The 13,943-nt window shown below is 28.2% G+C and carries 16 protein-coding genes and 1 pseudogene; 4 read left to right on the forward strand and 13 right to left on the reverse strand.

Translation table 11 applies throughout. The features are described 5' to 3' along the window. From tnpA to A500_RS20635, 6 genes and pseudogenes are all read right to left on the reverse strand, one after another. Positions 1–184 (reverse strand): IS200/IS605 family transposase (gene tnpA, locus A500_RS18600; RefSeq protein WP_016209126.1); only part of this gene is annotated, 184 nt, incomplete at its 3' end. Between the two features lie 183 nt (positions 185–367). After that, entirely contained in the window at positions 368–850 is a 483-nt protein-coding gene (locus A500_RS18605; RefSeq protein ID WP_242835168.1) for an N-acetylmuramoyl-L-alanine amidase, read from the reverse strand. After that, on the reverse strand, positions 828–1,079 hold the full coding sequence (locus A500_RS21515) for an N-acetylmuramoyl-L-alanine amidase CwlD (protein ID WP_242835169.1): 252 nt from the start codon (positions 1,077–1,079) through the stop codon (positions 828–830). The genes A500_RS18605 and A500_RS21515 overlap by 23 nt, the downstream gene beginning before the upstream one ends. Positions 1,080–1,292: 213 nt before the next feature. Beyond that, positions 1,293–1,580, reverse strand: coding sequence for a hypothetical protein (locus A500_RS18610; RefSeq protein ID WP_016209127.1), 288 nt, complete (start codon positions 1,578–1,580; stop codon positions 1,293–1,295). Positions 1,581–2,654: 1,074 nt separating this feature from the next. Further along, complete coding sequence (locus A500_RS18620) at positions 2,655–3,932, reverse strand: FAD-dependent oxidoreductase (RefSeq protein ID WP_040437173.1); 1,278 nt, start codon at positions 3,930–3,932, stop codon at positions 2,655–2,657. Next, a pseudogene (locus A500_RS20635) lies at positions 3,932–4,036 on the reverse strand (sulfide/dihydroorotate dehydrogenase-like FAD/NAD-binding protein); the annotation flags it as partial. The pseudogene A500_RS20635 and the gene A500_RS18620, both read right to left, overlap by 1 nt. Before the next feature lie 3 nt (positions 4,037–4,039). On the opposite strand from A500_RS20635, the gene A500_RS18625 reads away from it, so the two are divergent. Both A500_RS18625 and lexA read left to right on the forward strand, forming a co-directional pair. Continuing rightward, positions 4,040–4,462, forward strand: a complete 423-nt coding sequence (locus A500_RS18625; RefSeq protein ID WP_157453709.1) for a helix-turn-helix domain-containing protein — start codon at positions 4,040–4,042, stop codon at positions 4,460–4,462. Positions 4,463–4,749: 287 nt separating this feature from the next. Next, positions 4,750–5,358, forward strand: a complete 609-nt coding sequence (lexA, locus tag A500_RS18630; RefSeq protein ID WP_016209131.1) for a transcriptional repressor LexA — start codon at positions 4,750–4,752, stop codon at positions 5,356–5,358. Positions 5,359–5,767: 409 nt separating this feature from the next. On the opposite strand, the gene A500_RS18635 is transcribed toward lexA, so the two are convergent. The 5 genes from A500_RS18635 to A500_RS18655 form a co-directional block, all read right to left on the reverse strand. Then, positions 5,768–7,450: a dynamin family protein gene (locus A500_RS18635; protein ID WP_083935727.1), complete on the reverse strand. Its 1,683-nt coding sequence runs from the start codon at positions 7,448–7,450 to the stop codon at positions 5,768–5,770. Next, a complete protein-coding gene (locus A500_RS21830) occupies positions 7,396–7,722 on the reverse strand; it encodes a dynamin family protein (protein WP_016209133.1) in 327 nt (108 codons plus the stop codon). The genes A500_RS18635 and A500_RS21830 overlap by 55 nt, the downstream gene beginning before the upstream one ends. A gap of 7 nt (positions 7,723–7,729) precedes the next feature. Continuing rightward, the gene (locus A500_RS18645; protein WP_016209134.1) at positions 7,730–10,039 is read right to left on the reverse strand and encodes a dynamin family protein; all 2,310 of its coding nucleotides are present in this window, start codon (positions 10,037–10,039) and stop codon (positions 7,730–7,732) included. Positions 10,040–10,415: 376 nt separating this feature from the next. Next, a complete protein-coding gene (locus A500_RS18650) occupies positions 10,416–10,586 on the reverse strand; it encodes a YvrJ family protein (protein ID WP_083935730.1) in 171 nt (56 codons plus the stop codon). Between the two features lie 93 nt (positions 10,587–10,679). Further along, complete coding sequence (locus A500_RS18655; protein ID WP_016209136.1) at positions 10,680–11,228, reverse strand: sigma-70 family RNA polymerase sigma factor; 549 nt, start codon at positions 11,226–11,228, stop codon at positions 10,680–10,682. Positions 11,229–11,320: 92 nt separating this feature from the next. Between A500_RS18655 and A500_RS18660 the strand changes: the two genes are divergently transcribed. Next, the gene (locus A500_RS18660; protein WP_016209137.1) at positions 11,321–12,007 is read left to right on the forward strand and encodes an N-acetylmuramoyl-L-alanine amidase; all 687 of its coding nucleotides are present in this window, start codon (positions 11,321–11,323) and stop codon (positions 12,005–12,007) included. Positions 12,008–12,037: 30 nt separating this feature from the next. Here the strand turns inward: A500_RS18660 and A500_RS21835 are convergent, their stop codons facing one another. Both A500_RS21835 and A500_RS18665 read right to left on the reverse strand, forming a co-directional pair. Beyond that, the gene (locus A500_RS21835) at positions 12,038–12,160 is read right to left on the reverse strand and encodes a hypothetical protein (protein WP_278245145.1); all 123 of its coding nucleotides are present in this window, start codon (positions 12,158–12,160) and stop codon (positions 12,038–12,040) included. Between the two features lie 42 nt (positions 12,161–12,202). Beyond that, the gene (locus A500_RS18665; RefSeq protein ID WP_016209138.1) at positions 12,203–12,694 is read right to left on the reverse strand and encodes a hypothetical protein; all 492 of its coding nucleotides are present in this window, start codon (positions 12,692–12,694) and stop codon (positions 12,203–12,205) included. Positions 12,695–13,046: 352 nt separating this feature from the next. Between A500_RS18665 and A500_RS18670 the strand changes: the two genes are divergently transcribed. Then, positions 13,047–13,850, forward strand: a complete 804-nt coding sequence (locus A500_RS18670) for a YkgJ family cysteine cluster protein (protein ID WP_016209139.1) — start codon at positions 13,047–13,049, stop codon at positions 13,848–13,850. Positions 13,851–13,943: the final 93 nt, after the last annotated feature.

Below are 13,943 nucleotides of genomic sequence, written 5' to 3' on the forward strand. Positions count from 1 at the left end.
GTATATGATCTTTACATGCATTTGCTTCTATAATTTCTACACCTTTTTGTTCACATAATCTTCTCAAAATTACTCCTATATCAGCTTTTATTTTCCCATAAATTATTTGTCTCCTATACTTTGGTGCAAATACTATATGATATTTACAATTCCATTTGCTATGTGCTAAACTACTATTATCCAAATTGGATACCTCCTTGTATTATAGTTGTGGTCAGCAAACCTACTATAATTTTACAATGGAGGTTTTTTTATTTCTACTCACCGCTAGAAGCTCTCCGGAACCACAGGTATAACCTGTGGTATTCTAAATACAACAAAAAAGGCTTACGTACCTTAATACATAAACCTTTTATCCACCTTAGTCTTACTTTACCCTTAATTTTTGTCCAACATTAATTAAATTTCTATTTGCTATATTATTTAGCGCGACTAATTTATCTACAGTAGTGTTAAATCTTTTACTTATTCCCCATAATGTATTTCCATATTTAACAATATAATATTCTTCATCATTAGTACTAGGTTCTTGATTTTCTGGTAAAGCAAATGCTGTACATATTCCTTTGTATATTGCAGCTGCGCTCTTTTCTGGATTGTAGTTTGCCATATCAGAACTATTGTCAACAAAGACACATTCAACAATTAATGCAGGCATTGAAGTATTATTAATAACATACAAGTCCCTTCTATCCTTTACACCTCTATTTTTAAGTCCAATTGAAGCTAATTCATTTAAGATAGCTTGTCCTACCTTTGTTGATAAGCCACCTTGGTAGTTATCTTTAATACACAAAACCTCTGACCCATATCCACCAGGACATGCATTATGATGTATTGATACAAACAAAGGTTGCACCAGAGTTATTTGCTGTATTTACTCTTTGGTACAATGAATCATTAAGGCTTTTAGCAGTACTCGGTGTACAATTCACAACCTTAATTCCTCTACCCATAAGCTTACTTATTAAGGCATTTACAACTAACCTATTTAGAGCATCTTCTGTGCGAAATCCCACTACTCCTCCGTCATAAGGAACATTGTGTCCAATGTCCATTGCTAATATAATTTCTTTCATAAAACTTCACCTCTAAATAAAATATATGGTTTAAAACCATATATACAAAGGTACAGGTAGCCTTACTAGTACCTTTTTGTCAATTGCTAGAAAGCTAGTCCTCCCCTTGCAATTGCTTTTCACGCTACAGTCCCACTTTTCATGGGACAGAGCGGAAATTTTTTTCAAAATTTGAAATATAAGATTTTCTTTTATTCTCGTCATATAATTACATTATTTTATATACTTTTTCAGCCACTCTGGCATGTTAGGATCATCTATTGCCCAAGATCCTTCAACTTCCTCATCTTCGTTCCAGTTGTTTTCATCACCATCAAAGAACTTCTGCCTGTGACACTTGTACTTAACAACTTCGTTTCCTTCAAGTCTATACTCGTTCCAATAATAATTCTGCTTACCATAACCCTTCCATTCTTTAGTCGTATAAATTGTCATATCCATCTCCCTTTCTTTATTTGCAACTTCCTTTTTATTTGGGAGTAAAAAAATAAACTCCCCCATAAAATATTACTATTACTTACATATGTTTAATTATGCATAAATATATGTAATATTTAAAATTTTTCCAAACAACACATATTTGTGATTCTTATTTTAAAATCCTCTGTTTTTCAAGAGTTAATCATATTATTGCAAACTTTTTAAAACTAAGCCTAATATTTAAGTTTTATACAGGTAAAATAAACTGTAATTTTTGAAAAATTATTTCCGCTCTGCCGCAGGCTATAAGTTCAAAGGGATTTCCTGCTATATATGCTGACCCCAAAGCCCCTCCTCATTGGCTTAGAATTTTTAGCAGAAGGTTCCCATCCTTTTTAACTCAAGAGAATTTCCCTGTAATACAATCAAAAAAATAAATCCTCTCATATGCATATCACATCTGCATATGAGAGGATTTATTTTAACAACTTAGATTAATTAGTTATATTTTTATAGTTAAATCCATGGAAGAAAGTTATACACTTTTCTAAAATAAACTTTATTACTTCATCAGCTTCTAGAGTTTCATAAAAATCTAGCATCAACTTATTATACTCAACCTTATATCTAGCTGGTATAGAAAGTACTCCTATATCATTTGATAATAGGATAAGGTTTGATGAAAGCCTAGCAGTTCTCTTATTTCCATCATAAAAAACTTACAGTAAGATAACCATAAATTAATTATTATAGCTTTTTCAAGCAAATTATCTATAGAATTTATTTTATCTATATCAGCTTTAAATACTTCTTCTAAATCACTGGAATTGCAGGTACAGTTATATTTAACTGTACCTGCAATTCCAATATTACCATTTCTAAAGCCACCTACTATTAAAGCTTCATCTTTAGCAACTTTACTATGAATATCACAAATAACTTCTTTGCTTAAATCTGAAGAATTTGTCCTACTTAAATTAACGACATAATCCCATGATGATTTTATATTTAGTATTTGATTTTGATCACTTAACTTATTTAATAATACTTATCAGCATTGACAAAAGCTTTAGATAATCCTACCTAAAGCTTTTTTACTATTATTCATTTCTTTACTGTTCTATTACCTGTTACCTGCCACCTGTGCACTGTGAACTAAATAAGTTTTTGCTCAAACACTTTATCTAAATTAATTTTTTTAATTCTGTCTTTTATTATTTCTTTATCTGTTGTATAAAGTCCTAGCTCCTTCATCCTCTTAAAGTATTCTGCACCTGCAAAGGTATATCTATTTTTTCTTCCTTCTCTTATTCCTGCTTTTTCGTTTGCATAGGATATTATATCTCCTATTGCAATTGAACCTGGCAAAATTAATAAAGGTATTCCCATTGCAAGCCTTACGGCATTATGTCCTGCTAAGCTGCCAGTTGCTATAGCTTCTGTATGTCCTACAAAAAGCCCAGATTTTTCTCCAGCACAAAATAAGTTGTCTACTCCTTTTACCTTTAAATCATTGGTTCTTGGAGCTACTGATAAATATCTTATTGAATTTCCCTTACTTCCTGCATACGGGTCTACATATTTTGCATTTTCTAAGCCTTTAATTTTTCTTAGCTTCTTTAATGGATAATAAGTTGTCATAAGCTTAGCATGTCCAGTATCTAGTAAAATTATATTTTCTGCAAATTCTTTTAGAGCATATTGCTGACATACTTTAGCATTGAGTTTATCATAATTTACATCTTCCTTTGGAACTTCTAAAATTACACATCCTGTTTTATCTAATTGTTCAACTATTTCTTTTGATAAACTTTCTTTAGCTAGTTTACATGATCCTGAAAAGGCTCCTAAAGTATCTTCATCTCTTTCACCTTGTATATCAGATACTCCACATCTTTCACTTATACTTAATCTTGGACCAAAGGCTGGACATCTTAAAATACACATTGAACATCCATTTCCATATCTTAAACAATTCCCCATTGGTCCTGTTGTTCCTGTAGTTTCTATAAACACATCTCCTTCTTCATAAGTACCATCACTAAGATATATACCTTTAATCTTAGTTCCTTCTAATTTGACATCAGTTACTCTGCTTTCTATATGAATAATTACTCCCATTTTTTCTAAATACTTACTTACTTTACCTTCAATTAAATTAACATCATATAATGTTGCATGCTTATGCCCTGGAAAATCTATATCTTTATGTCTTGCTGTATTATCTACAATATCAATTAAATCTCCAGCCCCAAGCTCTATTAACTCTTCAGAAGCTGTCCATCTTCCGTTATTTCTCATTATTCCCCCAACATTTCCAAGCCCTAACAATAAATCTGTTTTTTCATATAAATGTACTTCTGCTCCTGCTTTTTTAGCTGTTATTGCAGCTGCTGCACCAGACCATCCGCCTCCAACAATAATTGTCTTTATCATATAAATCTTCTCCCTTCAAATACATTTCTTGGATCAGCTTGAACTTTACAAAAACGTTTTACCCTATGTCCTGAGAATCTAGCTGTACAACTACCACATACTCTTTGTACTGGACTGCGAAAAAATACACTCCATATAATATATTTGAATTTGATACATCCAATATAGGCGGAAGACTTAGAATGACTAGAAAATTATTTAATATAACACTTGAAGAAACCTCAAAACTAACAAAGATAGGACTTCCTACAATACATGAGATTGAAACTAGTAGAAATGACAGCGTCTCTAGACCTACGCTAATTAAATTGGTAGATGTTTTTCCTGAGGAGCTAATTCTAACCCCTTACTATAGATTTGTATTGCGTCAAGGTGAATATTTAAAAGATTTAGATACTGAATTTCTAGCTAACCTATTTAATCTATTACCCTCTACAATTACGAGGTGGAAAAAAGAAATTTATACTGTTAATGAACTATATTATGAGGAGCTACATAAGTTGGGATTAATAAATAATAATTTTTAACACATAAAAACTATTATTTCGTTTATTCTCATACTTGTGCAAGTAATATTAAATATCAATCTATTGAAATAAATTGAGGCTAACTATTCAAATAGAAGAATATAGTAATTTAGAATTTAATAGTTCTCCTTAACTTTGTTTAAAGAAACATATAATAAATTTAAATATAGCAAGTAATAAATCACTAGAACATATATTATCTACTAAGAAACATACTAGAACATTTGTTTGCATCATTTGTAATTTTATGTTATAATTTTACAAAAATAGTATAAGAAGGTGCTTCGATGGTAGAACTTAAACCTATACAAAAGGAAATATATAATTTTTTAATCTCATATTCAAATATCAAAGGATATCCCCCATCAGTAAGAGAGATATGTACTGCTGTTGGTTTAAAATCAACAGCAACTGTTCATGGTCATCTAAAAGCATTAGAGAAAAAAGGACTACTAAAAAGAAATCCTACTAAACCAAGGGCATTAGAGATAGTGGATATTAATAGCAATAAAAAAGAAATGTTAAATATACCAATAATAAAAGATGTATTCGCTTACAAACCACTATTAACAATTGATAATATTGAGGATATTTTTCCCCTACCACTTGATTTTGTAAAAAGTTATAAATCATTATTTATGTTTAAAGTAGTTGATTCAGATATGATTAATATTGGATTGCTTCCAGGAGATTTAGCTATATTTGAAGAAAGTAATGCTGCAATGCATAATGATGTTATATTAACTAAACTAGATAATAAAGCAAAGATTGCAAAACTTTTTATAGAGAATTATACATCAGTTTTAATAAATGAAAATTATAATTTTACTCCACTAGCAGTAAATGATTTTGTTATACTTGGAAAGTTAGTTGGAATATTTAGATGCTTTAATTAAGTCATGTAAAAAATTATCTTTCCATAGCACAGTAAAAGGGATGATTATTTTAAATCATCCCAACATACTAGGGTTTTCAGTGACAGTAGATAGATTTGTTTTTATAAATCTATCTACTGTCCCACTGTACCTTATGAAACTCCATTTTCTTTTCTATCATTTACTTTAAATGACACTACTAATCAATTAACTAACAAAAAATCATTTGTTTTTATTTTGTTTCTATATTTCGTTTAGAATAACCTTTATGAGTGTATCAATGATTTTTTATACATTAAAGGGGTGCTTCCGCAGGAGAGCTTGTTTCGACCAATGTTGCTAGCAAACCCAAACTAATGTAAGTTTTTCTACTAAGTTGATGACATTGCATCCAGTGTCCTAATTCCAGAAGCTTCGCTTTTAGAATTTGCTACAAACTCGTGAATTTCTGTAATTCCCTGCAATACATCTTAGATAACTTTTGAATATCTGTAAGTCTTACAAACATACCTGAATTATAATCCTCGATGCCTTTTAACAATACAGCATATAAATTTTTATTATCTTTTATGTACTTCTGCAAGTTTATTTCTAACTGATCTTTTTGCTTGCTCATGGTTACATTAAGATTTTCACCAAATTTTACACACTGATTAACTAAATCACCTTCAACGGCTTTAAATAACCCGTCCCTAGCTTTCATTAGTTTTTCTCCTGAAAAGAAACTTCCAATTAATGCTCCAATTCCAGCTCCTACTATAGCCCCAAGAGGCCCCCCTAAGAAAGCTCCAATTAACAATCCCCCCCCTGTAGTATGAGTTTCATCTATACCACCAACAGTTGTAATACTATTTCTATTTTCTAAAGAAACAGTCATACTTGTATAACTTCCAGAAGGTATGTAAAAATCAATTCTTTTCTTTTGTACAATGTAACTTATAAAAAACATTATAAATGAAAGTAATATAGAAATCATGAAGCTCTTTCCTATAATCACCTTAAAAATACAGTATATTGGCAAGGATAAAATTAATGAAATTAATATTTTTTTCCTGGTTAATTTCTGCTGTATTCCAAGATGCTTATATGTCTTTTCAATATTTTCAAAATATTTCTTCAGCTCCAGTTCAGCCTTCTGAAATTCTGATAATCCAAGGCTTCTTACCTCCTCATTAATATAACTACAGCATTTATTTTCAAAATACCTATACTCATCTTTTACAATTGTATCAGCTTTTTCCTTAAATGAACTCAAGGTATCAATTTTATTAATTTCGTTTTCCACACTATTTAAACACTCACGTTTAAATCCTTGCAATTTCGACCTAATCCTATTTTTTCTTGAAAGAATATCACTATCTAAGGATGAAGAAAACTCCCTTGATATACTACTAATCAATTTGTCAAATTCTTGTATTTCCCCATTAACCTTTTGAATTTCTTTTTTACAATCCACATCTCTTTTTTCTAATAGGTAGTTTAATTCTTTAATTATTTGAGATAAAATCTTCTCTATTTCCTTTTGAATTATACTTTTCTTATCTTTAAGTGCACTATCCTTAATTTTATCTACTACATTATTAAAAGACTTTTCAACATCTATAACCTTTAACTTTCTTTTCTCAATAAAGGCTTTAGAAGAAACAGAAAAAACTTGTGGCTGCTTAATACCACCATATTCCTTAATTACACTTGTTACATATTCTAACGAACTTCTAAGTTTCTGCTTTGGAGTTTTATTGTCCATATCAATTGAAATCTCTTCATCCTCATAAATATCTACCTTAGTTAATACAAATATAACCTTTTGTAATTCATCTTTATTTTCTTTAAGAAACTCCATGAAAGATTTAGAGGTTAAACTTTGACAACTAATTAAAAATATACCTACAGAGCTTTCCTTTATTGCTTTTTTTCTTTGAAGATTATGTTCATATTTATTTATATTAGCTCCAGGAGTATCAATTATTACTAATCCCTCTTTTAAATAACTATTTCCACTTATTATTTCAAGGGTGCTACATTTTTTCTTTCTTTCCCCTTCTTTTATGTATAACCTTATATCCTTCTTATTAATTTTCTTTCTTTCACCATTTTCAAAAACAGCCCAAATAGAGGCTTATCCCCATACTTTATAACTGTATTAATTGCAGTAGTAGGTTCATCACCATAGCTTAAAATATCCTCATTTAAAACCCCATTAATAAAAGTAGACTTACCAGAACTAAACTCGCCAAGTATAGAAACCTTCACTGTCTTTTCGTTATATATATCATTTACTTTTTTTATTGTATTACTTATAGATTGATTTGACTCATTATTTAAAATATTGCTTTCTTTAATTTGTTCTAAGGTATTCATTACTTCTTTTATCTTACTATTCATATTGTGACTATTGACCCTCTCTTATATATTTTTTATTTTGTTTATAGATAATAATTAAATTCTTTAAAATATTATTTAGTTCATTTTTTAAGTTATCCTTTTCGATCCTATTTTCCTCAAGATTCTTATTTGTTTCTTTAATTAATTTAACATTATTATTTATTGAATTACTTATTTCTCTTCTCACATACTCTTTATTATTTCTATAATCATTATTTATTCTATTAACTATTTCATTTTTAATATTTTCAATTATGGTTTCTCTCTTTAATGTTATATTTTTAATGACCTCTTGAATATTATTTTCTTTAGTAGAATTATTGCTTTCTGTAGATGATAAAAATAATAAGCTCAATGCACCAATAATTACTCCCCCTAAAAGACTTCCACTTAGTAAGGTAGTGATTAAAGCCCCTACCCCTATAAAGGTTAAATCATCATTACTTTTAAGACTTGGGGTGTAACATGTTTCTATATCATTACTAGTAAGAACAACTAAACTTTTATGTGAGTCATAATTAGAGGCCTCAACAGAAATAGGCATCTTTACCTTCTCATTTATCATAGTAATTAACTCATTATTAATTTTATTAAGCTCTGTTACTAAAATTGGGTTTATCCTTACATTAATCCAATTATTAATACTTTTATTAATAAACCCTTCTAATTCACTTAACCTATCATCACTCATCAATTCTTCTCTATTTAATTTTTCAATAAGATTATCTAATGACTTATTTATTTCAACATAAATAATATCAACAATTTTATTTTGTAACTTATTATAGTCTTCATCAATGTATTTAAATATATCTTTCTCACCCTTTAATATTTCATTATTTCTATCTAAAAGCTCTTTTTCAATTTTATTAAGCTCCTTTGCTTTCATATCAGAAAAACTATTAAGCTGGTATATCTTATTAATTCCTTCATCTGCAATACTTAGAATTCTTCCTAATGTATTTTTAATAACTTGATTCCCTTTTTCAAGAAATAGGAACTTCTCTATATCTTTCTCTAAAAGAATAAAGTCTTCAAAATACTTATTAGTTTGTCCTTTCATTTTTCCAATTAACGCGTCCTTGGATGAAACTATATAAAATTTACAAGGTAATTCTAATTCCTTTAAAGTACTCTCAATATATTTACTTAAGCCTTTAATTCCAGACTCATTAATATTATCTGCCTTATTTAAGACAAAGAACATTTTATTTAAATTATGAGTAAGTACCCTTGACTTTAAAAAAAACTTTTCACTGCTTGTAAATACTTGATCTGGATCTATTAAAAATATTATTGCATCAGCATAAGGAATGTAATTATAGGTAATTTCCGTATTACTACTATCTATATCATTAACTCCAGGAGTGTCTACCAAAACACAATTATTCTTACAAAGAATATTAGGATAATATACTGTCGTTGACTTTATATTAACATTATTCTCCTTCTGTACAGTTGTAACATAATCCTTTAATTTATCTAATTGAATAGTTTTCTTTGTTCCATTATTAAACTCAATTAAAGCTTTTTCCTTCTCCCCATAAACAACCTTTGTAATTACTGATGTTGTAGGAAGTATGTTTGATGGAAGAATATTTTTTCCTAATAAAGCGTTTATAAGTGTTGATTTTCCTCTGTTTACCTCACCTAAAACCACTATATTAAAGGTATTATTATTAAGTTTTTCTTTTGCTAGCTCTATATTTTTATTTTCTAAGTTTAAATCACTAAAAGCCTTAAATAAATAATCTAACTGTGAATTTAATCTTTTCTTTATTACTTCATAGGAAATCAAATTATTTTCTGATATGCTTTCCTTTGGAACAAAAACTTCTTCTCCATTTAAAAGTAAGTATTGCTTTTCATTAGCGTTTGCCTCTTCTTCTAATTGTTTATCATATTGTTTTAATAATTCTTTTCTATAGTTTCTATACTCATCTTCATACTTAATTTGAAATTCTTCATATAACTTTTCTAACTGACTATAATAAATTGCAGCCTCTTCCTTTGTAGGGTAAATATAATTATGAGTTGTACTATTCCCTATTTGTCTACATATAGTAAAAAATTTTATATTTTCTCCAGAGAATATTTTTCTATCTTCAATTTCCTTTATTAAATCAACTAATTTTACCTGATCATTATATTCAATACCTTCATATATAAGTATAGCTCTACATAATGCCTCAATAAATGATCTCATTTGTGAGACTGATGCATTTGTATTAGCATATAAGATATTTTTTATATCAGCTAACTTTCCTTCTAAGTTCAACTCTTCACTAATTGTCTTTTTTCTAAATATTTTTAGCATTTCTATACCCTCATTACATTTATATTTCACAAAATATATTACCATATTCTTAACATTTTATCGATATATTTTCCCTATTTATACATAAAAAACATAACTATCTACATTTTTACAAAAGAGTTGCTTTTTTAAGTGGCCCCTATGTCAAGGACAGTTTTAAAAAAAGAAATTTTACAGTAGCAAGTACTTAATTTAGACTGATTGTACCTGGATTTTTTTTATACATTGATGCGTTCTTCCTCGGGAGAGTTTATCTCGATCAAGGTTGCTATTAATGTTATTTTTTTATAAAAGTTATTCATTTTAATTATATCTTAACTATTTTAATTAAGCATAAAAAAAGCTTTAGATACTATTATCCAAAGCTTTTTTACTATTATTCATTTTCAATTATTACTCCAAGTTTAGTAGATACTATTGTATTTAGCTTGTTAATTGATGTGTTCAGTGTGTCTATGTGCTTTTCTAATCTTATTAATAGATAGGCACTTACAGCTACTGGAAACCCAACATTAGCAATTAAATCTACTAGATCTTTTACTTCCATTTCTATTTCACCTCCATGATTTAATATTTTTATATTTTTTATTAGTAGTTTTACACCTCCCAATCGCCACTTATTTGACTATCGTTATAGATTTTAAACCACTCCTTTTAAATTACTTATTCCTCTATTCCTTAAGTATTGAACTCTACCAAAGGATAATCCCTTTTGTCTAGCTACATCACTTATAGAATTATCTTTTAAGTAGATTTCCTTTATTATTTCCTTTTCTTCTTCTGGTAGTGTTTCTATAGCCTTCTTTAATATGTTTATTAATACAGCATCTTCTACTGTTATTTCTTTGCTATTTAATGTATCACTTAATTCATCTGTTAATGAAATGCTTTCTCTATTCTCTGGTTCTTTGCTTTGTCTTAATAAGTATTTATAATTGTTTTCTATACTTCTACAAGCATATGTATAAAAACAATTGCATTCTGTTTTATATTTGTTTATGGAATGTAATACTGAATTATATCCTTCGCTTATTAGGTCTTCTAACTCATATCCTTTAATAAAAAACTTTGAAGCATAATACCTTACTCCTTTACTTAATATATCTAATATTTCTTCCTTAGCCTTATCATTACCATATTTCGCTTTAAGAACTAATTCTTCTAAATGCATCTTTTCTTCAATTTTCAATGGTACTACACCTCCACCCTTTTATTTTTATTATATATGCATTTTTACCATATATAATAAAGGAATTTACAATTTTAAGGAGGTTTTTCAAAATGGTTATTGGAATTGATATTGGTCATAATGTTACTTATGATACTGGTGCAAATGGTTTAAGATTTGAAGATGAACTTAATGCCCTAGTTGGAAATGAACTTATTAGAAAACTTAGTGCTACTGGTGTAACTGTTGTTAATTGTACACCATCAAATGCTTACTCTCTTTCTGATTCTCTATCTAGACGATGTAATGTTGCTAACAACTCTGGCTGCGATATTTTTATAAGTATTCATCATAATGCAGGTGGTGGAACTGGTGCTGAGGTGCTAATTTATCCTGGTGATAGCTCTTATGATTTAGGAAATGTAATTTTAAATAAGCTCCTAGGGATAGGTCTTAGAAATAGAGGGGTTAAAACTAGGAATGATCTTTATGTTTTAAAGGGTACTAAAATGCCAGCTTTAATTATTGAGTGTGCCTTTGTTGATAGTGCTAATGATATGGTAAGTTATAATCATATTTCTATTGCAAATGCTATATTTGAAGCTATCTGCAATGTATATGGTATATCTGAAGCTATGCCAAGTACACCTAGTACATCTAATACTTATACTGTTGTTAAAGGTGATACTCTATATGGTATTTCTAGAAGGTTTAATACTACTGTGGCTAGTATTGCAAGTAAAAATGGCATTGAAGATGTTAATCTTATTTATCCAGGACAAAAATTAATTATTAAATAAACCATTTTAAGCCACCCATTGGGTGGCTTGCTATTTGCATTGATTTATATCATCATTTTTAATACTAAAAACATAGCTATCTAACCTTTTCTCTGCATATTTTATCAAAGTTGTTACTGTAATCCCCCTATAAATTGGAATTTGTACATTCACTTAAAGTTACTAATTTTGTTTCTTTTCTATGTTGCAAACAAATTATGCCCACCAATATAATGCTTGCTTTGTTTGTGCATATTTCTTTTCTATCTCACATCTGTTAGTTTTATCTTCCATTTCAGGAGAAATATCTACTGATACAAATTCAAACTTCTGATAATTTAAAATCATATCTTGGTATTTATCAATATATCTAGGATTCCTTTTCCAAGATTTAATTCTTAAATCACTTTCATATTCACATGATTTGCACTTATGAATCTTAAATTTGACACTATATTCCTTAAACCTTTGCCTTGCATAATATGTCTCAGTACACTGTTTACATTTTAAATCATCTTTGTTAGATAATATATAAAGTGCACTCTTTATCTCTTCATATATGTTTTTCGTTTGTGCAACTTCAAGGCATACTCTTTTTCCCTCTTTATTCTCAGCCCATAAAGCCCAGATTCCAGCTTTCTTATATTTTTCTAAATTCTCTTTTTTAATTTCTTTAATATTATATTCATCAATTACCTCTTCATTCATATTACATGTCCTACACAAATTCGTATTTATCTCTTAGTTATATAATACCACATTAACATACTATTCCAATATTTTTAATAATAAAATTGATATTTCATTGTATGCAATAGATTAAAAGTATTCAACCTATTCTCAGCCTTTTATTCGTAATATTTTAAAATCTATTATCCAACTTGGAATTTTATATATTAATATCCTAATTTCAAGTTTAGTCCCTATTTTTCAACTTAAAAACTATTGAGAGATTAGTTCTGTAAAGCATATTTTATGCATATACAAATAAGGTGAATTGTTTAATAGCAAAATATACCATTAACGGTTTAACAATTAATTAGATATGGAGGAATTTATTTTGAAAAAAGAAAATAAATGTTTTTGTCAAAATAAGAAATGTACTAATCAATTTCATAAATATATTAAGTCAAATAGCAAATATGCAAAAGTATTTAAGTTGTATAGCAAAATAGATAATAATATTAAACATGATATAAGTAGATTAAACTTAAAACCAAAGTGTGGAAAAGGATGTAGTGAATGTTGCCATCAAATTTTTGGTATTTCTGAAGTAGAATTTAGTATTATAGTTGATTATTTGTTGGAGCATTCAAAAACTCAAATAAATAATATTTTTGAAAAGAGTTGTGAAATTAATGACTATATAAAATATACAGATCCTATATATTATAATAAGTTAAAGTCTAATATTACAGATGGTAATCCTGTTGATTGGCTTAATTCCAGTATGCCAACAATAAAAAATGTTATTCCAGAAGGATGTGTCTTTTTAAATAATAATAATGAATGCAGTATATATAAAGTAAGGCCTGTAATTTGCAGAACTCATGGAGTTGCTTATTGCCGTAAAGAAGAAAGTAACAAATTATGCAGTAAATTGGAAATCTCAAATGAAAATAGAGATGAGTTTGTTGATTTAACAGCCTATGAAAATGAAATTAATAGCTTATTCTCATTTAAGTATGAACGTAAGATGACACTAAGACGACTATATCCAATATTTTATTGGTTTTGCATGTTAAAAGAGGATAATCTTGATTTATACAAGTTTAGAAAAACAATATTATATAATAGGTGTGCATCCTTATCAGAATCTGAAATGGCTGAAGATTTATTAAAAGCGTATGGAAATTTATCTTAAAATATTGATAACCATAAAACATATAATAATAATCTATTAATTTCATTTTCATAGGCTGTTAAATCAACAAACTCATCTCTATTTTCATTTGAG

The sequence above is a fragment of the Clostridium sartagoforme AAU1 genome, assembly GCF_000401215.1.
Lineage (GTDB): Bacteria > Bacillota > Clostridia > Clostridiales > Clostridiaceae > Clostridium > Clostridium sartagoforme.